This is a genomic window from Streptococcus mitis (assembly GCF_016658865.1).
Classification (GTDB): Bacteria; Bacillota; Bacilli; order Lactobacillales; family Streptococcaceae; genus Streptococcus; species Streptococcus mitis_BT.
Map to the genome: position 1 here is coordinate 486,225 of NZ_CP067992.1, position 22,392 is coordinate 508,616.

Genomic DNA, 22,392 nt, shown 5'->3' on the forward strand with positions numbered 1-22,392 from the left:
GAAACTAGGATGAAAGAGATTATTGAAAAACTAGCAAAATTTGAAAATTTATCAGGTGTGGAAATGACGGATGTCATTGAGCGTATCGTAACTGGGCGTGTAACAGAGGCACAGATTGCTTCTCTTCTCTTGGCTCTTAAGATGAAGGGAGAAACACCTGAAGAACGCACAGCCATTGCCCAAGTCATGAGAGGACATGCCCAACACATTCCAACTGAAATTCATGATGCCATGGACAACTGTGGTACAGGTGGAGACAAGTCTTTCAGTTTTAATATTTCCACAACTGCAGCCTTTGTCTTGGCTGGTGGCGGTGTTCACATGGCAAAACACGGTAACCGCTCGATTTCTTCTAAATCTGGTTCTGCAGATGTCCTTGAAGCCTTGGGCATCAATCTTGACCTCAAACCAGCTGAACTAGGTAAGGTCTTTGATAAAACTGGCATCGTCTTTCTCTTCGCTAAAAATATGCACCCAGCAATGAAATACATCATGCCAGCTCGTTTGGAATTGGGAATTCCAACGATTATGAACTTGACTGGTCCCCTGATTCATCCAATGGCATTGGAAACACAGCTTCTTGGAATTAGTCGTCCAGAACTTCTAGAAAGTACAGCTCAGGTTTTGAAAAATATGGGTCGCAAACGTGCCATCGTGGTTGCTGGACCAGAAGGACTGGATGAAGCTGGTTTGAATGGAACAACCAAGATTGCTCTTCTTGAAAATGGTGAAATTACCTTGTCAAGCTTTACCCCAGAGGATTTGGGAATGGAGCGCTACGCTATCGACGATATTCGTGGAGGCAATGCTCAGGAAAATGCAGAAATTTTGCTCAGCGTTCTTAAAAATGAACCAAGTCCATTCTTGGAAACGACAGTTTTAAATGCTGGTCTTGGTTTCTATGCTAATGGTAAGGTAGCTAGTATCAAGGAAGGAGTTGCCTTGGCCCGTCAAGTGATTGCTGGTGGCAAGGCACTTGAAAAACTCAGACTGTTACAGGAGTACCAAAAATGAGTCAGGAATTTTTAGCACGAATTTTGGAGCAGAAGGCGCGTGAGGTTGAGCAGATGGAACTGGATGAAGTCCAACTCTTGCGCCAGACCTATCGCTTGGCTGACTATCTAAAACAACACCAAGACAGTTTACAGGTAATCGCTGAAGTCAAGAAGGCTAGCCCTAGTTTGGGAGATATCAATCTCGATGTGGATATTGTGCAACAGGCCCAGACTTATGAAGAAAACGGCGCAGTGATGATTTCTGTTCTGACAGATGAAGTTTTCTTTAAAGGTCATTTGGATTATCTACGGGAGATTTCCAGTCAGGTACAGATTCCAACGCTCAACAAGGACTTTATCATCGATGAAAAGCAAATTATCCGTGCTCGCAATGCCGGTGCGACAGTCATCTTGCTCATTGTGGCTGCCTTGTCAGAAGAACGCCTCAAGGAACTGTACGACTATGCGACAGAGCTTGGTCTGGAAGTTTTAGTGGAGACTCACAATCTAGCTGAACTAGAAGTGGCTCACAGACTTGGTGCCCAGATTATCGGTGTCAATAACCGCAACTTGACCACCTTTGAAGTTGACTTGCAGACCAGTGTAGATTTGGCTAAACATTTCAAAGATGATTGCTTGTACATTTCTGAATCTGCTATTTTCACAGGGCAGGATGCGGAGCGAGTAGCACCATATTTTAATGGAATTTTAGTTGGGACAGCTCTTATGCAGGCAGAAGATGTGGCCCAGAGAATCAAGGAGTTGCAGATTGACAAAGGTTAAGATTTGTGGACTATCGACCAAAGAAGCGTTGGAAACAGCCGTATCAGCAGGATCAGACTATATCGGTTTTGTCTTCGCACCTAGTAAAAGACAAGTGACCTTGGATCAGGCTGCTGAGCTGGCAAAGTTTATTCCTGTAGATGTCAAAAAGGTTGGTGTATTTGTTTCACCAAGTCGGGCAGAACTGCTAGAAGCGATTGACAAAGTTGGCTTGGACTTGGTTCAAGTTCACGGTCAGGTGGCAGATGATTTGTTTGAGAATTTGCCTTGTGCCAGTATTCAGGCTGTGCAGGTGGATGGAGAGGGTCATGTGCCCAATTCTCAGGCAGACTATCTACTCTTTGATGCCCCTGTGGCAGGGAGTGGCCAGACCTTTGACTGGGCTCAACTGGATACGACAAAACTAGCTCAGCCCTTCTTTATCGCAGGTGGGCTTAAGGAAGACAATATAGTAAAAGCAATTCAGCACTTCTCTCCCTTTGCAGTAGATGTATCAAGCGGAGTGGAGACAGATGGACAAAAAGATCATGAAAAGATTAGAAGATTTATAGAGAGGGTAAAGAATGGCATATCAAGAACCAAATAAAGATGGATTTTACGGAAAATTCGGCGGACGTTTCGTCCCAGAAACATTGATGACAGCAGTTTTGGAGTTGGAGAAGGCCTACCGTGAAAGTCAGGCAGACCCAAGTTTCCAAGAGGAATTAAACCAGCTCTTACGCCAGTATGTAGGACGTGAAACTCCTCTTTACTACGCAAAAAACTTGACCCAGCATATTGGAGGAGCCAAGATTTATCTTAAACGTGAAGACCTTAACCATACAGGGGCTCACAAGATTAACAATGCCTTAGGACAAGTTTTGCTTGCCAAACGCATGGGTAAAAAGAAAATTATCGCTGAAACAGGTGCTGGTCAGCACGGTGTGGCAACTGCAACTGCTGCAGCCCTCTTTAACATGGAATGTACTATCTACATGGGTGAGGAAGATGTCAAACGCCAAGCCCTCAATGTGTTCCGTATGGAGCTTTTGGGAGCCAAGGTTGAGGCAGTGACAGACGGTTCGCGCGTGCTCAAGGATGCGGTCAATGCAGCCCTTCGTTCATGGGTGGCTAATATCGATGATACCCACTATATCCTTGGCTCTGCCTTGGGACCTCATCCATTCCCAGAAATCGTTCGTGACTTCCAAAGTGTCATCGGTCGAGAGGCTAAACAACAGTACCGCGATTTGACAGGTCAAGATTTGCCAGATGCCCTAGTAGCCTGTGTTGGTGGTGGTTCTAATGCTATCGGGCTTTTCCATCCATTTGTAGAAGATGAGTCAGTAGCTATGTATGGAGCTGAAGCAGCAGGACTTGGTGTGGATACGGAGCACCACGCAGCGACTTTGACCAAGGGTCGTCCAGGTGTCCTCCACGGTTCTCTTATGGATGTGCTCCAAGATGCTCATGGTCAAATTCTTGAAGCCTTCTCTATCTCAGCAGGTTTGGACTATCCTGGTATCGGTCCAGAACACTCTCACTATCATGATATCAAACGTGCCAGCTATGTTCCTGTGACGGACGAGGAAGCCTTGGAAGGATTCCAACTCTTGTCTCGTGTGGAAGGGATTATCCCTGCCTTGGAATCTAGCCATGCTATCGCCTTTGCGGTGAAATTGGCCAAAGAACTCGGTCCAGACAAGTCCATGATTGTCTGCCTATCAGGTCGTGGGGACAAGGATGTGGTCCAAGTCAAAGACCGCTTGGAAGCAGATGCAGCAAAGAAGGGAGAAGCTCATGCCTAAGACACTAACAGAAAAATTGAACGCTATAAAAGCAGCTGGAAAAGGAATTTTTGTTCCCTATATCATGGCTGGAGACCACGAGAAAGGTTTGGATGGTCTAGCTGAAACAATCCACTTTTTAGAAGATTTGGGTGTCTCAGCTATTGAAGTGGGTATTCCCTTTTCAGACCCCGTAGCAGACGGACCTGTTATCGAAGAAGCGGGCTTGCGCAGTCTAGCTAACGGGACGTCTACTCAGGCTTTGGTTGAAACCTTAAAAACCATTCAAACAGAAGTTCCACTTGTCATTATGACCTACTTCAACCCCCTCTTTCAGTACGGTGTTGAAAAATTTGTCAAAGATTTGGCAGATACAGCCGTTAAGGGCTTGATTATCCCAGACCTGCCTCATGAGCATACCAACTTTGTAGAGCCCTTTTTGGCAGATACAGATATTGCCTTGATTCCCTTAGTTAGTTTGACAACAGGACTTGAGCGCCAAAAAGAGTTGATTGAAGGGGCAGAAGGATTTGTCTATGCCGTTGCCATCAATGGGGTGACAGGAAAATCAGGAAATTACCGTGCAGATTTGGACAAGCATTTGGCACAATTGCATCAAGTAGCCGACATCCCAGTCTTGACAGGTTTTGGTGTGTCTAGTCAAGCCGATGTAGAACGCTTTAATGCGGTGTCAGATGGCGTTATCGTTGGTTCGAAAATTGTAAAAGCTCTCCACCAAGGAGAGCCGATTGAGGACTTTATCAAACAAGCAGTAGCTTACCAAAAATAATCACACAAGCAGCAAGTAAGAGGAAAGGCACGAAAGGAAGTCTTTCCTTTTTCTTTTGCAGGAGAAAGGCTAGGATGCCCGTCGCAGAAGCGAACTGAATCAAGATCAGTAATTCGGTCGCGCTAAAGGCGAGAGCACAAGAAGCCAGAAAGAGAAAATCCCCTGCGCCCATGCGAATATCAATAAAATGAGCTAAAATTCCAAGGGCAAGGAAGAAGACCATGACCAGATTCCAGCCAGAGGAAGCCATGAGGATTAGGTGGAAAGTCATCCAGACCAGTAAGGGATATTCCTGATGGCGAAAGTCGTAGATACCCAAGGTCAAACCCGCAGTGATTAGGATGACTTGACTCAAGGAAAGTAATTCCCAAGAGTAAAGCAGAAATATGAGTCCTAAGCCTAGTTCCAAAAGGGCATACCAGACGGGATAAGGAGCCTTGCAGTAGCGACAGCGAAAGTGATTAAAAACCTGTGAGAGAATCGGAATCAAATCTAAGGGACGCAAGGGAGTCTGACAGGAATCGCAGTGACTGGCTGGGCTGATAATGGATTGCTCTGGAAAACGGTCAATGACCAAACCAAGAAAGGAAGCGAGAATGCTCCCGACAAGAAAAAAATAAATATTAATCATACTTATCTATTCGTAAAAAATAGGAGAAGTAGTATAATGGAGAAACATAGATAAGATGGTGAGGCAAAGATGACAATTCGTTTTGAAGAAAAGGTGAGCACAGAAAATGCTCAGCTCGTATGCCAATGGTCCAACTCCCTCGGCAAATCCTTTCAAGAACAATGGATGGGAACAATGATTCCTTTTCCCTTGACAATTCAAGTTTTGCAAGATTTGGATGGAATCTTTTCTATCTTTGATGGACAAGAGTTTGTCGGGCTAATCCAGAAAATCAGGCTAGAAGACAGGAATCTTCATATCGGGAGATTTTTTATCAACCCCCAGAAACAGGGACAAGGCTTAGGTGGGCAGGCTTTAAGGAAATTTGTTAGTTTGGCCTTTGAAAATGAAGACATAGATACTATTTCACTAAATGTCTACGAGGCAAATCAAGCAGCCAAGCACCTTTATCAAAAAGAAGGATTTGAAATCGTTCAAATGGTTGAAGCACCTGTACGAAAATACATCATGAAAAAGGGTAGATAGGAAGTAAAAATCCTTGAATCAACGTTGACTGCGATGATGAACCTGAATCAGCCCCTCAAAAGGACTGTATATGAATGAACGTTACCAGTGTTTAAAAACTAAAGAATATCAGGCACTTTTATCTTCCAAGGGTAGATAAATTTTCGCTAAACGTAAGATTGATATGAAATCTGTCTTTGGGCAGATAAAGGTTTGTTTGGGTTATAAGAGATGTTATCTGAGAGGTAAACGTAAAGTGAGAATTGACATGGGATTCGTACTCATGGTCAACAACCTGCTGAAATATAATAAGAGAAAGAGGCGAAATTAAAAAGCTAGAGTTCTGCAATTGGAAATCTCTAGCTTTTTGTTTTCTGAGAATCATCTTGATTCAGACTCTTTTGACTAATGTCACTAAAAAGATAAAGTAACTTTTAGCCTTATTTATCGTCGCCACTCAACATGTTTTTAACACCTTCGATAGCACCTTCTACAGCGTCTTTGGCATCTTCAGCAACTTCTTTTACTTTAGAAACAACTTTTTCAGCTGCACCTTCTTTTTCCATTTTTTCATCACCGATGGCTTTCCCAACACCTTCTTTAATAGAACCTTTAGCTTGATTTAATTTTTCTTCTACTGACATGATAATTTCTCCTGTTATATTTATTTTATCTTAGTTTACACGAGTGTTTTCGTGAGATACTACACCAGTTGCTGCACCTTTAACAGCTTCTACGCCTTCGCTAACTTTTTCTTGAACAGTTGAGAAACCAGATCCAAGACCAGATTTAGCTTTTTCGAATTGTTCTGAAGCGAATTCTCCTGTTGATTCAGCAACGTCAGATACGCGATCTTGAAGGCTTACTGAGTCTGCTTCATGTTGTTCTTTAGTTTTGATGTCGACAACGTTTACGTTGATTTCAACAACTTCCAAGTCAGTCATTTTAGCAACTTCTGAAGATATGATTTCTCTGATTTCTGAATATAAAGCTGGAACATTTTTTTGGTACTCAGCAATAATGTTTAAGTCAACTGCAACTTGTGTTTTACCAACTTCTACGTTAACACCACTTGTTACGTCATCGCTGTTAACGATTTTTTCTTTAAGATTTGAGAAGAAACCACCGTCGATTCCCAAAAGACCTGAAACGTTTTCTAGTGACAGACCAATGATTTTTTGGATAACTTTATCTTCGTAAGTAAGTTCTCCTTTGATTTCGTGAGCTACAGCAGTAGCATCTTTCTTTTCTACGTTAGTGTTAATGTTTTTTTCGTTTGACATATGAAACTCCTTTAATTAAATTAGTAATTTTTATTTATCTATATAGTTTTTTTCGATATATAATCCAGCTGCAACTCCCAGTGCTCCTAAAATCAATACAAATATTGTTTTGAAGAAGCCAAAGGAGATAATCAAACAAGCGAGAAATACGCCTATGAGACCTGCGATTATTGGATATCGATATTGTTTAAGCCATTCCATTTTTTACTTCCTTACTTCACACGACTAACAGTCTTTTTGTTTTGAGGTTTTGGTTTAGGCTGGTAGTCTTTTACTAGAACTTCTAGTTTAACCTGACGCTCAATACCAAAAAACTGCTTCAATCCATTAGTTATTTCATTTTGAATTAGTTGGCATCTGTCAGCGATGTTGTCCGAAGGAAGAATTTTACCTTCTACATGAACGAAACATTTATTTTTTCGTAAATTTACATGAACAGTTGGGTTCTTGATCAATCCATGATCACTCACCAAACTTCTAACAAAACCTTCGATTGCAGAATTCTTTAATTTTAGTGTATCGTTTTTAGTTTTAAGTTGAATTTCCAAATAACGTTTAGGATAAAACAACACAACTAACATCGATAACAAAACTAAAGTTGATAGAGCCACTATCCCCCAGAATATATATCTAGAGAGATAGAATTCAACGAAATGATTCTGTCTCCAGCTAAATAGCTGAATGCCTAGATCACTAACTTGATGATAATCTATCAAAACAGGAAGGAAAATTGTCAAGATTAAAATACAGAAAATAATGAAACATATTTTCTTTGCTTTTGACATATACAATCCTTTCGATTTAACATTAAACTATTTTTACCCGTCTAATCTATTTAAAAATAGTTTATTACTACAAGTAATTATTTTTTACCTGTAAAGAATGATACTACAGTAACAACAATTGCTGCTCCTGCAATAGATGGGATCAAAGCCATTCCAGCGATGGATGGGCCCAACTACCTAAAAGGGATTGTTCTACAGATGACCCGACTAAACCAGCGAATACATTTGCGACGATTCCCATAGAACTACCTTTTTTAGTGATTCTACCTGCTACAAGTCCAATAAGACCTCCAGCAATGATTGACCACAATATTGCTTACCCTCCTTTTCTATTTTAATATCAAAAAATAAATCAATTCCTTTGATTATCGCTATTATATAATTTTAATATAAAATAATCAATTATTTTGATTATTATATAATTTTAATATAAAAAAATCAAATTCTTTGATTGTTGCTATTATATAATTTTTAAAATTAAAAATATAATCTTTCGACTTGAATTTGATTCTGTATTCACGCACTTAATAGACGGTAAAATAAGAAAATTGTTTATATATTGCCTCCGTAGTGTTATTATACGAGATAAAGGATCTTAGTAAAAGTCGTTATAGCATGTTCTACCTATTCATTGTGGTATAATTGCAAGAGGTGAAATCCGATAATTTATAAAAAGAGAAAGACATTCATGAGAGATTTATTATCTAAAAAAAGTCATAGGCAATTAGAATTATTAGAATTATTATTTGAACATAAACGTTGGTTTCATCGTTCTGAACTAGCAGAGTTATTAAATTGTACAGAACGTGCAGTCAAAGATGATCTATCCCATGTTAAATCTGCTTTTCCTGACTTGATTTTTCATTCTTCTACTAATGGTATACGCATTATTAATACCGATGATAGTGATATTGAAATGGTTTACCATCATTTCTTTAAGCATTCAACTCATTTTTCGATTTTAGAATTTATCTTTTTTAATGAAGGCTGTCAAGCTGAGAGTATTTGTAAAGAATTTTATATCAGTTCATCTTCGCTCTATCGTATTATTAGCCAAATCAATAAAGTGATTAAAAGGCAATTTCAATTTGAAATCAGTCTGACCCCTGTTCAAATCATTGGAAATGAGAGAGATATTCGTTACTTTTTTGCACAATATTTTTCAGAAAAATATTATTTCCTAGAATGGCCATTTGAAAATTTTTCATCAGAGCCCCTATCTCAATTGTTAGAATTGGTTTATAAGGAAACAAGCTTTCCAATGAATTTGTCAACTCATAGAATGCTAAAGTTGCTCCTAGTTACGAACCTATATAGAATAAAGTTTGGTCATTTCATGGAAGTAGAGAAAGACTCTTTTAACGATCAAAGTTTGGATTTTTTAATGCAGGCAGAAGGAATAGAAGGTGTTGCTAAGAATTTTGAATTAGAATACAATATCTCTTTAGATGAAGAAGTTGTTTGCCAATTATTTGTGTCTTACTTTCAAAAAATGTTTTTCATAGATGAAAGTCTCTTTATGAAATGCGTAAAAAAGGATAGCTATGTTGAAAAATCTTACCATCTATTGAGTGATTTTATTGATCAGATTTCAGTCAAGTATCAGATTGAGATTGAGAATAAGGATAATCTGATTTGGCATTTGCATAATACCGCACATCTGTATCGTCAAGAGTTGTCCACTGAGTTTATTTTATTTGATCAAAAAGGGAATACAATCAGGAATTTTCAAAATATTTTCCCTAAATTTGTTTCAGATATAAAAAAAGAGCTTTCTCATTATTTAGAGACTCTTGAGGTTTGTTCTAGTTCAATGATGGTAAATCATCTATCTTATACCTTCATCACTCATACCAAACATTTGGTGCTTAATTTACTACAAAATCAGCCAAAGCTGAAGGTTCTGGTTATGAGTAATTTTGATCAGTATCATGCAAAATCCGTTGCAGAGACACTTTCTTATTATTGCAGCAACAATTTTGAACTTGAAGTTTGGACTGAATTAGAATTATCAAAGGAATCTTTAGAAGAATCGCCTTATGATATCATCATTTCTAATTTTATTATTCCTCCGATTGAAAATAAGAGACTGATCTATTCAAATAATATAAACACGGTCTCACTCATATCTTTGTTAAATGCCATGATGTTTATTCGATTAGATTAGTGAGTGAAAGAAGACTCCATCCATCTCTAGGGTAGATTTCCTATAGATAGGTGGAGTCTTTTTGAATATTAAAAAATTTCATATCTATCATTAGCAGAGCTCCTAGTTACATTCATTTTGGGACCTGTTTTAAATAGTATATGCCCAGAGCTAAGTATCTGAAGTAGAAAAAGAAAGATCTTTTAATCCTTTATCAAAATACTTGAAACAGGATGTATCACAGATTGAATCGAAACCCAATCCTATCACTTGTTGGATATTCGAACACGGGTTACGATACCATATGGATCACTAAATTCTAACTCTCTTGAGTTTAGCTATGTGATTGGTGCCTCAACTTCAAGTGTACTATGGTCAATGATGAGGAGCTCCTCTTTACTTGTAACCTCAATGAGATAGTAGGCTAGGCCTGGCAAGCCTTGCTGACGTTTGGTTAGACCTCTTCCGGACCACTCATTTATTGCAAAGTGACGAATTGATTTTTTGTTGTAATATATGACATGATTTTTTCCTTTTTATTTTTGAAAGCTGAGGACTGTTTTACCACGAGAGCGACCATTAGCGACTTTGTCTAAGGCGCTATTTACCTCTTCAAAAGGATAAACTGTATCGATAGAGGGTTTGATTTCTAATTTACTAAAGAGGTCAGCTACCTCTTGTAATTGAGCGCCATTGCTTTCTACAAAGATAAAATGGTAGTGGACACCATATTTTTCCGCCATCTTATCAACTTTGCGACCTGCTATGCCAAGAATAATCTGTTTCCATTTTGGCAGATTCATGCGTTTGGCAAAGGCGCCGTTTGGCATGGCACGAAGTGAAACAAGATGACCACCTTTTTTCATGATAGACATTTGTTTTTCAGTTTCAGCTCCACCGAGAGTATCGAGAACATAGTCAACCTGGCTAACAGTTTTTATATAATCCTCTGTTTTGTAATCGATAAATCTATCTGCTCCTAGTTTCAACACACGCTCAGCGCTATCTCCAGAACCGTTGGTAATGACTTTCAATCCTTTGGCCTTGGCAATAGGAATGGCCATTCCACCGACACCTCCAGTACCACCAGAAATAAAGATCGTTTTCCCAGCTTGAGCGCTCATGAGGTCAAGAGCCTGCATGATAGTCAAGGCAGTAAGCGGAACAGCAGCAGCTTCCTCGTCTGATAGATAGTCTGGAACCTTGGCTAAGGCTTGGCTATCGACAGCTACGTATTCTGCAAAGGCGCCGATATGATCAAGTGGCAGACGGCCAAAGACACGGTCTCCGACTTTGAGATTTTTAACTTGTCTACCTGTCGCCTCAACGATTCCAACCACTTCGTTACCTGCAGTTTGAGGAAGTTTGTAGGGAACAATTATCTTAACCTCACCACGAGAGATCATGTTATCAAGAGGATTGACCCCGGCAGCGGAAACTTTCACCAAGACTTGTTTGTCTGTAATACCTGGTTTAGCGATTTCTGTGATGTTCAGTGTGATATTCTTTTTGTTATAAGTAGTGTGTTGTGCGGCTTTCATTGTCTTCTCTTTTCTTTTTTAATATAATGCAATATACTTGTATTTGATACAAGTTTATGTTGTTTCCAGTAAAAACTGACTTGTTATCAAATCAGTTTCGGACTTGTTTGGCTTGTTTATATAGATTGTCAATGACATCTTCTAAAGTTTGATTTGCTAATTCCTTTTCTAATTGAGATTCGGCACTAGCGAAAAGCGGTGAAACTGCTCCTTGGATATGTTTTCCAACGGGACAATCGGGATTACTATTTTGATGAACAGGGAATAAAGTAATGTGATTGATTTCTTGAGTAGCATAGTAGATCTCTAGTAAAGTCATTTTCTTTGGAGATTTACTGAGTTGATAGCCTGTTTTTCCTTGCTGGGAAAGAATCAAATCTGCATTTTTCAACAAGGCAATCACCTTTCGAATGTAACTAGCGTTAGTCCCAACACTGATAGCTAGTGCTTGAGAACTTAGGGTTTTCTTGCTTTCACTAATCATTGTTAAGATATGTAAAGCAACTGAGAATTTTGTATCCATCTGAACTCCTTTTTAATAAACATGTATCAGATACAAGAATAAGTGTAGCATGAATTAAAAGAAAAGCAAGACTTTTGTATTAAATTTTTTAAAATTTCAAGTGTAATCAGATTAAAGATGTCTGGAAAGGGTGTTTACAAAATTATATCTTTAATATCCATTGGTTGACCAAAAGTAGAACAGATACGAAAAAAAGCCTTTACTCAAGGCTTTTCCTGTTGTATGTAGATGCCCCCTACATGGATTTGTAAGAACTTTTCATATTGAAAATAAACAAAAATGTTGAAATATAGCTGATTTTAGGGAAATACTTTTAGGTGTTTTCAATGTCAGGATTTAAAAATGGGGCAAAAGTGGGGCAAAAACGAATGACTCGTATTTGGTTTGAAAACCTATAATACCTAATGATTATGCTATTCTAGATATATAGTTTTGTTATAAATAAATGTCAGTGCGAGTTCAAATCGGAGGATAAAATGGAAAAACAAATTAATGAAAAAAAGCCTTGGTTCCCAAAGCTTTTTAATGTTATAAACTCATTAAAATAACTCCCAGTTAGATTTGGAATATTTTTTATTCTGTGTCAAATAAAAATAAATAAAATGAATGGCTATAGCTAGAGCTAAAATGGTTGTTATACTCACTACTATTATAGGATTAGAAGCAAAGATTAAAGAGAGAATAAAGGCAGCCAGATAGAGTGTCGCTTGGACACAGTAGTAACTTTTCGAATAGCGAAGATAGTGTTTGTTATAGGGCCCATTTACTAGGACAGCAGCTTGAAAGAGGCCAAATCCGATATAAGAGAAGCTGGTTGCAAAGAGACGATTAGCTTCAGGATTCTGAAGAAAACTCATCGATACAGTCATCATCATAAGTCCAATGAAAATAGGATAGTGACTGTAAATTAGAAATAGTCCCTTTTGATTAGATTTTTCATCAATAGCATGGTCGAATTGACCAAAATAAAACAAGAACAGAGAAATCATAATAATGAGATAAAGAACCGAATAAATCGAGAAATTCTCGATTGTAAAGAAGTTAGCTAGATTCGTAATCATCTCTCCAAACGTAATAATGACAAGAAGGGAGATGCGCTCGATTAAATGGGGGAGATTTACCTGGTAATGCTTATCTTTATTAAGCAAGATACTTGGCATAATAAAGATAAACAGAATACTAGCAAAGAAGATATAGACTCTAACGTAAATAGGAAGAAGAGCTGCTAGATAGACTCCTAAACTTCCTAGACCTGTTATCCATAGAAAACCTTTGATACTTTCCCGTTCAACATCATCGGTTGATTTTCTAAAAAATTCAACCAAATATTGAAAAAATAAGGTAAGGGTTAATGTACCAATAGCCCAACAGAGATAATGAAAATATTGTTGCCAATCAGGTCCAATCATATTGGCTATAAAGAGTAAAAGTCCCATTTTGATAAACATGATTACCATGTTAAATAAAGAGTTCTTTCCATAGCGATTGGTATAATCGGTTTGAATCATCCAGGAATCGATGAGAACCAAAATAGCAATGAAAAAATCAAGGAAAGAATTCCAAGTCAAAATACCGTTATGAAGATGGTCGATTAAAGTAGTTACTTTTGAAATTGCAAAAACAAAAACTAAGTCATAAAAAAGTTCTGAAAATTCTACACGTTTATGTTTAATAAGAGTTGTCATCTTAAGACCTTTCTATTTTAGAAGTACAATTTATTATAACAGAAAATGGTAATGAGAGAAAAGGAGATGCTTAAATAACTTTATGTGGCGCGAATTGTCAAAACCTTGACTTCTTTTGTCATTTACTTGAAAAAGCAACCCTGACGAGTTGATTAAAATCCTATTAAAAATTAACTTTGTCAGGATCATCCTGAGTTTTGATGCCTTGAATCTTATCCAAGACCGCCATATCTTCCTCTGATAAGTCGAAGCCGAAGATATCCAAGTTAGCTTTTATATTTTTAGGTGTCACAGACTTAGGTAGTGGCAAGAAACCTTTTTGAAGGCTCCAACGCAGAGCAACTTGTGCCACAGATTTACCGTTACGTTCAGCCACTGCTTCAACATCTTCATTTCCAAAAATACCACCTGTACCTAGTGGACTATAGGCTTCAATAAGGATATCGCGCTCTTGGCAATAGGCAACTAAGTCTTCTTGGTCACAACCTGGAGCCAAGAGGATTTGATTGACATGTGGAACAATTTCAGCTGTTTCAATAAGAGCTTCTAGGTGATGTTGCATAAAGTTAGACACACCGATAGCGCGCACCTTACCTTCTTTGTAAGCTTCTTCCATAGCCTTCCATGCACCCGCATTGCCAGCCTTCCAAGCATCATTCTCACGAAGCGCCTTTGGATTAGGCCAATGGATAAGCAAAAGATCCAAATAATCCACACCAAGTCTTTCGAGAGACTCATCGATAGAAGTCTTAGCCAACTCGTAATCGTGCTTATCATTCCAAAGTTTGGTAGTTAGGAAAATATCCTCACGTGCCAAATCACTATCAGCAATCGCCTTACCTACAGAAACCTCGTTACCGTAAATTTGTGCGGTATCAATATGTGTGTAACCCGCCTTAAGTGCGAAGCTAACACTGTTATAGGCTTCTTCGCCTTCAGCAATTTGCCAAGTTCCAAAACCAATTTTAGGAATAGCAACCCCATTTGCAAGTGTATATGTTTCCATGATTTTCACCTTTTCTTTTTTAATAGTACCATCTTAAAAAAGATAAGGCAAAAATGCAAAGATTTGCTACGGCTATTACTATGAATAGTTCCTTACTTCTTTTTCCGCTGTTGGTAACATCCTTTGGAGATATTGCTACTTTGGAAAGAATGAATTTGTTGGTATTGTAAAATACAATCTTCAAGACCGCGACATTATTATCAAGAGCCTGAAATATTTTATTCAGTATTATAGGAGGTTTAATACCCTTTCTCATAAATTTGTCCCTCCAAAAAACAAAACGTCTATTCGGATGGTACCGATAGACGAAGAATGTATTAAGATATTACAAGTCCTAAAAATTGAACAGGAGAAAGCTAATAAAGAGCTAGGAATCAAGAATAGGTATAAAATGATTTTTCAGCATTATGGATATATTCACTTGGTACCAGATATTGCAAGTGTCAATAAAGCTTTAAGTGTTCTTTTAAATGAATTAGATATTTATCCAATTATCACGACAAAAGGAGCACGTCATACCTATGGAAGCTACCTCTGGCACAAAGGATTTGACCTTGGAGTTATTGCAAAAATTTTAGGGCATAGAGATATTTCAATGTTAGTAGAAGTATATGGACACACTTTAGAAGAGAAAATTTTTGAAGAATTTAATCAAATCAGAGATGTCTGGAAAGATTGCTCATAAAAAAATGTGGGGCAAATGATGGGGCAAATCAGTTATAGACAAGCAAAAAAGCCTTGTAACTCAAGGCTTTTCCTGTTGTATGTAGATGCCCCCTACAGGGATCGAACCTGTGACCCACGGATTAAGAGTCCGCTGCTCTGCCAGCTGAGCTAAGGAGGCAAAGAAAAAAGCTGTATTGGTGCCGAAACTTCACGGTTTGTATTGAACCCGCGCAATTAAGCAGGTGGGCAACTCGCTCTAACTGAAGCTGTTTCCGTGTGAGACGGCCTACATGCTGTTAGAAGACTTTTGTTTCCCTAATAATACAAAAAATAGTCGGTCAACACTTAAGTGTGAAGTCGTACACCACAGCGTTTCTATGTTTATATGATACCACTTTTTCAAAAAAAATCAAGAGGAAAGTGCAATTTTTTGAAAAGGATTTCAGATTTTTCGCAAACGGTCGATAGCTTCCTTTCTTTGAGCCAAAGCCCGTTCATATTTACCAGTATCTTCTGCTTGGAAATAGTGATGATTACGAATTTTTTCTGGCAGATAGTCTTGCTTGACCCAATTTCCAGGATAGTTGTGTGGATAGAGATAGTCTTGGGCATTCCCCAGTTCCTTGCTTCCACTGTAGTGTCCATCACGCAGGTGTCGCGGAATAGGCAAGTACCCTGATGTTTTGAGGTCAGCAAGTGCCTTATCCATAGCTATATAGGCTGAGTTTGATTTTGGAGAAAGGGCCAAATCAATCACGACATTGGCAATGAGAATGCGGGCTTCTGGGAAACCAATCTTTTGGGCGGCATTCAGAGCAGTCACGGTATGAATCTGGGCTTCAGGGTTGGCCAAACCGATATCTTCATAGGCGATAACGGTCAAGCGACGAGCGAGACTTGGCAAATCACCAGCCTCAATCAAGCGAGCAGCATAGTGAAGACTGGCATCAACATCTGAGCCACGGATGGATTTTTGCAGGGCTGAGAGGACGTCGTAGTGGCCATCTCCATCCTTATCCATAGTGATGTAGCTCTGCTGCAGGCTATTTTCCATGATATCAAGGGTGATATGACGGATGCCCTCGTCATTCTCAGGGGTAGAAAGAACCGCCAAGTCCAGTGAGTTGAAGGCAGAGCGAAGGTCTCCGTTTGTAGAGGTAGCAATGAAATCCAGCGCATCCTCATCTAGTTCTACTGGAAAATCAAAACCACGTTCAGGGTTATTTAGAGCTATCTGAAGTGCCTCTTTGACGTCTTGGTTAGACAGAGGTTCCAACTCAAAAATTTGAACACGACTGCGAATGGCAGGAGTGACAGAGAAGAAAGGATTTTCAGTTGTAGCCCCAATCATGATGACTAGTCCACTTTCCAAGAGAGGCAAAAGGAAGTCTTGCTTGGTTTTATCTAGTCTATGAATCTCGTCTAGTAATAGGACGAGACCACCAGAGAATTTAGCCTCTTCCGCGATTTCTTGCAGTCGCTTTTTACTATCTACTGTCGCATTGAAAGTTCGAAAGGCATACTTGGTCGTTCCAGCGATGGCAGAGGCAATACTGGTCTTGCCGATTCCCGGAGGGCCATAGAGAATCATGGAGGACAGGCGGTTGGCTTCCACCATGCGGCGGATAATTTTTCCAGGTCCAACCAGATGCTCCTGACCAATGACCTGGTCGATGGTTTTAGGGCGCATGCGAAGCGCGAGATTGTCTGGCATAACAGTCCTTTCTAACGTGGATTTTCTGATGTATATGTGGTAAGATGGTAGTATCTATTTTAGCATATTTCCGAGCAATCGGGGCGATTAAAGAGTCGCATAGAAAGAGGACAAAATGGCAACATATGGATTTTTAGATGTTTTAGAGGAAGAGTTGGAGAAGAACTTTCCCTTTGACTTTGAGATTAGTTGGGACAAGCGCAATCACGCGGTTGAAGTGAGTTTTCTATTGGAAGCGCAAAACACTGCAGGTGTGGAGATGGTGGATGAAGATGGGGAGGTTTCGTCAGATGACATTCTCTTTGAAGAAGCAGTTCTTTTCTACAATCCTGCTAAATCAACAGTCAATGAGGAAGACTATTTGACGGTTATCCCTTACCTACCTAAAAAAGGTTTTTCTCGTGAGTTTTTAGCTTATTTTGCGCTATTCCTCAAAGATACTGCCGAGGTTGGACTAGATGCCCTTATGGACTTTTTGGAAGACCCAGAAGCAGAAGAATTCGTCATGGAATGGAACCAAGAAGTCTTTGAAGAAGGAAAAGTCGGCTTGGAAGAGGGAGAATTTTACCCTTATCCGAGATACTAGGAGTCTAGCATGGAAATAGAACTTACTGATTTTACAGGTTCTAAAATTGCCTTGATTTGTGGAGAAAGCGTCCTAACTATTTTGCGTGATGACAAGGAAAATATCCCTTGGCCCAATATGTGGGAGTTGCCGGGTGGTGGTCGTGAAGGGGACGAAAGCCCATTTGAATGCGCGGCGCGTGAAGTTTATGAGGAACTGGGAATTTATTTAAATGAAAACTGCCTGCTCTGGAGCAAGGTTTATCCCAGTATGCTCTTTGAAGGTCGGCAGTCTGTCTTTATGGTTGGTCAGTTAAGTCAGGATCAGTTTGACAGTATTGTCTTTGGAGATGAAGGACAGGCCTATAAACTGATGAACATTGAGGAATTTCTTAGTTCCAGTCAAGTTGTCCCTCAGTTGCAAGAGAGAGTAAAAGATTATTTAAAAGTAAGTGATTAGAAAGGATGGTTCGGTTAGATTTCTAAACTGAACCCGCCCTAAACACTGTGCCAAAAAGATAAACTTCTCTTAGACACAAGCGTCTTCAGAGAATTTCCTATTTTGGCTTTGTGTTTTACGGGCTTGGTATCTTAATAATGGAAACATGGCAAGAGTTAAAAGTTACAGTGAAGCGTGAGGGAGAGGAGCTAGTCTCTAATCTCTTGATTGAGCTGGGAGCGCAAGGTGTTGCGATTGAAGACAGTATGGATTATGTGGGGAATGTGGATCGCTTTGGCGAAATTTTCCCAGAGGTCGAGCAGCAAGAAGAAATCGTTGTAACAGCCTACTATCCTGATACGGTTGATGTGGCAGTGGTTGAGGCAGACTTGCAGGTTCGTTTAGCAGAATTAACGGATTTTATGGACTTGGGAGAGGTCAAAATGGGGACGACTGCCTTGGCTGAGGAAGACTGGGCAGACAACTGGAAGAAATACTATGAACCAGCTCGCATCACCCATGACTTGACCATCGTGCCGTCTTGGACAGACTATGAGGCGACTGCTGGAGAAAAGATTATCAAGCTGGATCCTGGTATGGCTTTTGGGACTGGTACCCATCCAACCACTAAGATGAGCCTTTTTGCCTTGGAACAGGTTCTTCGTGGTGGCGAAACGGTGCTAGATGTGGGGACTGGATCAGGCGTTCTCTCTATTGCTAGCTCGCTACTTGGTGCTAAGGAAATTTTCGCCTATGACCTGGATGATGTGGCGGTTCGTGTGGCTCAGGAAAATATTGAGCTCAACCCTGGCATGGAAAATATCCATGTAGCTGCAGGTGATTTGCTTAAGGGAGTTGAGATTGAGGCAGATGTGATTGTAGCTAATATCTTGGCGGATATCCTCGTTCATCTGACGGATGATGCTTATAGCTTGGTCAAGGATGAAGGCTACCTGATCATGAGTGGGATTATCAAGGACAAGTGGGACATGGTGCGCGAGTCGGCTGAGTCAGCTGGATTTTTCCTTGAAACCCACATGATTCAAGGGGAGTGGAATGCCTGTGTCTTTAAGAAAACCAAGGATATTTCAGGTGTGATTGGAGGCTAGCATGCAACAGTATTTTGTCAAGGGCAATGCAGTCTCTCCTGTCACCATTGAGGACAAGGAAACCAGCAAGCATATGTTTCAGGTCATGCGCTTGAAAGAAGAGGATGAGGTTACTTTGGTCTTTGATGATGGCATTAAGCGCTTGGCGCGCGTGCTGGATGTGGAAGCACGTCAGTTTGAGTTGGTCCAAGAATTGACTGACAATGTAGAACTACCAGTTCATGTGACTATCGCATCAGGCTTTCCTAAGGGAGACAAGCTGGAGTTTATTACTCAGAAAGTAACTGAACTGGGTGCCAGCCAAATCTGGGCCTTTCCTGCAGACTGGTCGGTCGCCAAATGGGATTGCAAGAAATTGGGCAAAAAAGTTGAAAAACTAGAAAAAATTGCCCTTGGAGCAGCCGAGCAAAGCAAGCGTAACTTCGTTCCAAGCATCAAGCTGTTTGAGAAAAAGGCAGACTTTCTAGCACAACTGGACCAGTTTGACTCTATCGTAGTGGCCTATGAAGAATCAGCAAAAGAAGGAGAAGCAGCTGCTCTCTTGCAAGCAGTTGCTGGTCTTAAAAAAGGAGCCAAACTGCTCTTTATCTTTGGTCCAGAAGGCGGTCTCTCACCTGCAGAAATCGAGAGTTTTGAAGCTAAAGGAGCCGTTTTGGCAGGACTTGGCCCTCGCATTTTGCGAGCAGAAACAGCCCCACTTTACGCCTTAACAGCCCTTAGTGTTTTATTAGAATTAGAGAAATAAGAGGAAGAAAATGGAACAAAAACACCGTTCAGAATTTCCAGAAAAGGAACTTTGGGATTTAACAGCCCTATACCAAGACCGTGAGGATTTCTTGCGTGCAATCGAGAAAGCTCGCGAAGACATCAACCAATTTAGCCGTGACTACAAGGGTAATCTTCATGCTTTTGAGGATTTCGAGAAGGCCTTTGCAGAATTGGAGCAAATCTACATCCAGATGAGCCATATTGGCAACTATGGCTTTATGCCTCAGACGACAGACTATAGCAATGAAGAATTTGCCAATATTGCCCAAGCTGGGATGGAATTTGAAACAGATGCTAGTGTAGCCTTGACCTTCTTTGACGATGCCTTGGTGGAAGCTGATGAGGAAGTCTTGGACCGATTGGGTGAGTTGCCACATTTGACAGCAGCTATTCGTCAGGCCAAAATCAAAAAAGCCCACTATCTAGGGGCTGATGTGGAGAAGGCCTTGACCAATCTCGGTGAAGTTTTCTACAGTCCGCAGGACATTTACACTAAGATGCGAGCTGGGGATTTCGAAATGGCTGACTTTGAAGCTCATGGTAAGACCTACAAAAACAGCTTTGTTACTTATGAGAATTTCTACCAAAATCATGAGGATGCTGAGGTTCGTGATAAATCCTTCCGTTTCTTCTCAGAAGGACTTCGTAAGCACCAAAATACGGCTGCTGCAGCCTATCTAGCTCAGGTTAAGTCTGAAAAACTCTTGGCAGATATGAAGGGTTACGACTCTGTCTTTGATTATCTTTTGGCTGAGCAAGAAGTGGACCGTGCCATGTTTGATCGCCAGATTGATCTCATTATGCAGGAATTTTCGCCAGTCGCTCAGAGATACCTCAAGCATGTTGCTAAGGTAAATGGTCTTGAAAAGATGACTTTTGCAGACTGGAAATTGGACTTGGATAGCGCTCTTAATCCTGAAGTGACTATTGACGACGCCTATGATTTGGTCATGAAGTCGGTAGAACCTTTGGGGCAGGAATATTGTCAGGAAGTTGCTCGCTATCAAGAAGAGCGCTGGGTGGACTTTGCTGTTAATGGTGGCAAGGATTCTGGCGGTTATGCGGCGGATCCATATCGTGTCCACCCTTATGTCCTTATGAGCTGGACAGGTCGTTTGAGTGATGTCTATACCTTGATTCATGAGATTGGGCATTCTGGTCAGTTTATCTTTTCTGACAACCACCAAAGCTACTTCAATGCCCACATGTCGACCTACTATGTCGAAGCACCGTCAACTTTCAATGAATTGCTTCTCAGTGATTACTTGGAACAGCAGTCTGACGACCCACGTCAAAAACGTTTCGCTCTTGCTCATCGCTTGACAGATACCTACTTCCATAATTTCATCACCCACCTCTTGGAAGCAGCCTTCCAGCGTAAGGTTTATACACTGATTGAAGAAGGGGAGACCTTTGGAGCAAGCAAACTTAACAGCATTATGAAGGAAGTCTTGACAGACTTCTGGGGAGATGCCATTGAAATTGACGACGATGCGGCCTTGACTTGGATGCGCCAAGCTCACTACTATATGGGCTTGTATAGCTATACTTACTCAGCAGGACTTGTCATCTCGACTGCTGGTTACCTTCATCTGAAACATTCCGAAACTGGAGCTGAAGACTGGCTCAACCTCCTCAAATCAGGTGGCAGCAAGACACCGATTGAGTCAGCCATGATTATCGGTGCTGATATCTCAACAGATAAACCACTCCGTGATACCATCCAGTTCTTGTCAGACACAGTTGACCAGATTATCGCCTACAGTGCCCAGTTGGGAGAGTAGGGGAATAGAAAGGTTGTTCTAGAATGATGTTTATGGATTTGTTAAGCGTCATTCTATTTAGCTTAACTATAGCTATTTTCAAAAATGCCGTTGAAGGTCGTGATGTTAAATTTGAACTTGCTGTAGAGTTGATATTGATCCTTATTTACTTCATTTTTTATCAGATTGTATTTAATTGAGAGAGCAAGCTATAAAGAAAATTGAATCTATTTATGGCTAGAGAAGATTCTTTGAAAAATATAAATAGTATGATTCGTATAGATAAGGTAAATATTTTAAAGAAAGGGTAATTTTATGAAAAAGGAACAAGTGTTGATCGGTTTGGGTGTTGCGACTGCAATGGTAACTGCTTTTAACGGTCAGGTACAAGCTGATGAGGTTGTAAATAAACAGTCGACTAAGTCAACGGTTAACCAATCAGAAACTAAAAAGGATGCTGACGTTTCAGAATCTGATGTAAAAAATGCGGAAATAAAACTGAATCAAACAATTGAGGAAGAAAAAAATGCTCAGAAGCTTGTTGATAAAATGCAACAAGAGCATGCATCTACTGTGACAAATAAGAACAAGGCAGATGATGCTTTGAAACAAGCACAAGAATTTGCTAAACAAGCTAGTCCTGAAAAAATAAAAAATGCAGAAAAGGATCTTGTAGCCAAACAAGTAACTGCCAAGATAACTGAAGATCGGTTGGCAGGGGCAAAACAAGATGAGAAACAATCCCAAGCAAGTGTTGAGAAACAAGAAACAGTTGTTAATGAGGCAAAAACTCAAGTTAATCAAAGAGCAGTTGATGTAAAACAAGCACAAAATAAAGTAACAGAAGCAGAGAAAGCTTTTGATTGGAATACACTACGTGAGATTCAACAAGAAACTGAGAAATTGGATGCGAAAGTGAAAGCCAACCAAA

The 22,392-nt window shown here is 40.0% G+C and carries 22 protein-coding genes, 1 tRNA gene and 3 pseudogenes; 14 read left to right on the forward strand and 12 right to left on the reverse strand.

Annotation, left to right across the window (positions count from 1 at the left end; translation table 11 throughout):
- Nucleotides 1-9 precede the first annotated feature (9 nt).
- The 5 genes from trpD to trpA are packed head-to-tail and all read left to right on the forward strand — an operon-like array spanning nucleotide 10 to nucleotide 4,334.
- Nucleotides 10-1,014: an anthranilate phosphoribosyltransferase gene (gene trpD, locus JJN14_RS02540; RefSeq protein WP_201058812.1), complete on the forward strand. Its 1,005-nt coding sequence runs from the start codon at nucleotides 10-12 to the stop codon at nucleotides 1,012-1,014.
- The gene (gene trpC / locus JJN14_RS02545; protein WP_201058813.1) at nucleotides 1,011-1,778 is read left to right on the forward strand and encodes an indole-3-glycerol phosphate synthase TrpC; all 768 of its coding nucleotides are present in this window, start codon (nucleotides 1,011-1,013) and stop codon (nucleotides 1,776-1,778) included. Before trpD ends, trpC begins: the two co-directional genes overlap by 4 nt.
- Nucleotides 1,765-2,364 carry a phosphoribosylanthranilate isomerase gene (locus JJN14_RS02550; protein WP_201058814.1) on the forward strand — a complete coding sequence of 200 codons (600 nt, stop codon included), beginning with the start codon at nucleotides 1,765-1,767 and terminating at the stop codon, nucleotides 2,362-2,364. Before trpC ends, JJN14_RS02550 begins: the two co-directional genes overlap by 14 nt.
- Entirely contained in the window at nucleotides 2,342-3,565 is a 1,224-nt protein-coding gene (gene trpB / locus JJN14_RS02555) for a tryptophan synthase subunit beta (protein ID WP_000331265.1), read from the forward strand. Before JJN14_RS02550 ends, trpB begins: the two co-directional genes overlap by 23 nt.
- Nucleotides 3,558-4,334 carry a tryptophan synthase subunit alpha gene (gene trpA / locus JJN14_RS02560; RefSeq protein ID WP_201058815.1) on the forward strand — a complete coding sequence of 259 codons (777 nt, stop codon included), beginning with the start codon at nucleotides 3,558-3,560 and terminating at the stop codon, nucleotides 4,332-4,334. The genes trpB and trpA overlap by 8 nt, the downstream gene beginning before the upstream one ends.
- Here the strand turns inward: trpA and JJN14_RS02565 are convergent.
- Entirely contained in the window at nucleotides 4,306-4,965 is a 660-nt protein-coding gene (locus JJN14_RS02565) for a prepilin peptidase (protein ID WP_201058816.1), read from the reverse strand. The two genes, trpA and JJN14_RS02565, sit on opposite strands and share 29 nt — an antisense overlap.
- A 69-nt stretch (nucleotides 4,966-5,034) precedes the next feature.
- Between JJN14_RS02565 and JJN14_RS02570 the strand changes: the two genes are divergently transcribed.
- Nucleotides 5,035-5,490 carry a GNAT family N-acetyltransferase gene (locus JJN14_RS02570; protein ID WP_201058817.1) on the forward strand — a complete coding sequence of 152 codons (456 nt, stop codon included), beginning with the start codon at nucleotides 5,035-5,037 and terminating at the stop codon, nucleotides 5,488-5,490.
- Between the two features lie 17 nt (nucleotides 5,491-5,507).
- Nucleotides 5,508-5,800: pseudogene (locus JJN14_RS10335) on the forward strand (transposase); the annotation flags it as partial.
- Nucleotides 5,801-5,909: 109 nt separating this feature from the next.
- Here the strand turns inward: JJN14_RS10335 and JJN14_RS02580 are convergent.
- The 5 genes and pseudogenes from JJN14_RS02580 to JJN14_RS02600 form a co-directional block, all read right to left on the reverse strand.
- Nucleotides 5,910-6,113 (reverse strand): CsbD family protein, encoded by a 204-nt coding sequence (locus JJN14_RS02580; protein ID WP_201058818.1) that lies wholly within the window; start codon nucleotides 6,111-6,113, stop codon nucleotides 5,910-5,912.
- Between the two features lie 30 nt (nucleotides 6,114-6,143).
- On the reverse strand, nucleotides 6,144-6,752 hold the full coding sequence (locus JJN14_RS02585) for an Asp23/Gls24 family envelope stress response protein (RefSeq protein ID WP_201058819.1): 609 nt from the start codon (nucleotides 6,750-6,752) through the stop codon (nucleotides 6,144-6,146).
- Between the two features lie 30 nt (nucleotides 6,753-6,782).
- Nucleotides 6,783-6,953, reverse strand: a complete 171-nt coding sequence (locus tag JJN14_RS02590) for a DUF2273 domain-containing protein (protein ID WP_000455064.1) — start codon at nucleotides 6,951-6,953, stop codon at nucleotides 6,783-6,785.
- Between the two features lie 11 nt (nucleotides 6,954-6,964).
- Nucleotides 6,965-7,537 (reverse strand): alkaline shock response membrane anchor protein AmaP, encoded by a 573-nt coding sequence (amaP, locus tag JJN14_RS02595; RefSeq protein WP_201058820.1) that lies wholly within the window; start codon nucleotides 7,535-7,537, stop codon nucleotides 6,965-6,967.
- A gap of 77 nt (nucleotides 7,538-7,614) precedes the next feature.
- Nucleotides 7,615-7,850, reverse strand: a pseudogene (locus JJN14_RS02600) (GlsB/YeaQ/YmgE family stress response membrane protein).
- 375 nt (nucleotides 7,851-8,225) lie between these two features.
- Here JJN14_RS02600 and mgaSpn point away from each other — a divergent pair.
- Nucleotides 8,226-9,704 (forward strand): virulence factor transcriptional regulator MgaSpn, encoded by a 1,479-nt coding sequence (gene mgaSpn / locus JJN14_RS02605; RefSeq protein ID WP_201058822.1) that lies wholly within the window; start codon nucleotides 8,226-8,228, stop codon nucleotides 9,702-9,704.
- A gap of 515 nt (nucleotides 9,705-10,219) precedes the next feature.
- Here the strand turns inward: mgaSpn and JJN14_RS02610 are convergent.
- The 4 genes from JJN14_RS02610 to JJN14_RS02625 all read right to left on the reverse strand — a co-directional run bounded on the left by JJN14_RS02610 (nucleotide 10,220) and on the right by JJN14_RS02625 (nucleotide 14,438).
- Nucleotides 10,220-11,224 (reverse strand): NADP-dependent oxidoreductase, encoded by a 1,005-nt coding sequence (locus JJN14_RS02610; protein ID WP_201058823.1) that lies wholly within the window; start codon nucleotides 11,222-11,224, stop codon nucleotides 10,220-10,222.
- Nucleotides 11,225-11,315: 91 nt separating this feature from the next.
- Nucleotides 11,316-11,747, reverse strand: a complete 432-nt coding sequence (locus tag JJN14_RS02615) for an Rrf2 family transcriptional regulator (RefSeq protein WP_201058824.1) — start codon at nucleotides 11,745-11,747, stop codon at nucleotides 11,316-11,318.
- Nucleotides 11,748-12,286: 539 nt separating this feature from the next.
- Nucleotides 12,287-13,432: a low temperature requirement protein A gene (locus tag JJN14_RS02620; RefSeq protein ID WP_201058825.1), complete on the reverse strand. Its 1,146-nt coding sequence runs from the start codon at nucleotides 13,430-13,432 to the stop codon at nucleotides 12,287-12,289.
- 163 nt (nucleotides 13,433-13,595) lie between these two features.
- A complete protein-coding gene (locus tag JJN14_RS02625; protein WP_049486464.1) occupies nucleotides 13,596-14,438 on the reverse strand; it encodes an aldo/keto reductase in 843 nt (280 codons plus the stop codon).
- Nucleotides 14,439-14,658: 220 nt separating this feature from the next.
- Here JJN14_RS02625 and JJN14_RS02630 point away from each other — a divergent pair.
- A pseudogene (locus JJN14_RS02630) lies at nucleotides 14,659-15,123 on the forward strand (tyrosine-type recombinase/integrase); the annotation flags it as partial.
- 86 nt (nucleotides 15,124-15,209) lie between these two features.
- Here the strand turns inward: JJN14_RS02630 and JJN14_RS02635 are convergent.
- Together JJN14_RS02635 and JJN14_RS02640 are read right to left on the reverse strand one after the other, a co-directional pair.
- Nucleotides 15,210-15,282 (reverse strand) — tRNA-Lys (locus tag JJN14_RS02635).
- Between the two features lie 264 nt (nucleotides 15,283-15,546).
- Nucleotides 15,547-16,818 carry a replication-associated recombination protein A gene (locus tag JJN14_RS02640; RefSeq protein WP_201058827.1) on the reverse strand — a complete coding sequence of 424 codons (1,272 nt, stop codon included), beginning with the start codon at nucleotides 16,816-16,818 and terminating at the stop codon, nucleotides 15,547-15,549.
- Between the two features lie 115 nt (nucleotides 16,819-16,933).
- Here JJN14_RS02640 and JJN14_RS02645 point away from each other — a divergent pair, with 115 nt between their 5' ends.
- From JJN14_RS02645 to pepF, 5 genes are all read left to right on the forward strand, one after another.
- Nucleotides 16,934-17,404 carry a DUF3013 family protein gene (locus JJN14_RS02645; RefSeq protein ID WP_070480334.1) on the forward strand — a complete coding sequence of 157 codons (471 nt, stop codon included), beginning with the start codon at nucleotides 16,934-16,936 and terminating at the stop codon, nucleotides 17,402-17,404.
- Between the two features lie 9 nt (nucleotides 17,405-17,413).
- Nucleotides 17,414-17,842 carry an NUDIX hydrolase gene (locus tag JJN14_RS02650; protein ID WP_125409675.1) on the forward strand — a complete coding sequence of 143 codons (429 nt, stop codon included), beginning with the start codon at nucleotides 17,414-17,416 and terminating at the stop codon, nucleotides 17,840-17,842.
- Nucleotides 17,843-17,979: 137 nt separating this feature from the next.
- Entirely contained in the window at nucleotides 17,980-18,930 is a 951-nt protein-coding gene (gene prmA, locus JJN14_RS02655) for a 50S ribosomal protein L11 methyltransferase (protein ID WP_201058828.1), read from the forward strand.
- A gap of 1 nt (nucleotide 18,931) precedes the next feature.
- A complete protein-coding gene (locus JJN14_RS02660; protein WP_201058829.1) occupies nucleotides 18,932-19,675 on the forward strand; it encodes a 16S rRNA (uracil(1498)-N(3))-methyltransferase in 744 nt (247 codons plus the stop codon).
- 10 nt (nucleotides 19,676-19,685) lie between these two features.
- Complete coding sequence (pepF, locus tag JJN14_RS02665; RefSeq protein ID WP_201058830.1) at nucleotides 19,686-21,482, forward strand: oligoendopeptidase F; 1,797 nt, start codon at nucleotides 19,686-19,688, stop codon at nucleotides 21,480-21,482.
- The last annotated feature ends 910 nt before the right edge of the window (nucleotides 21,483-22,392 follow it).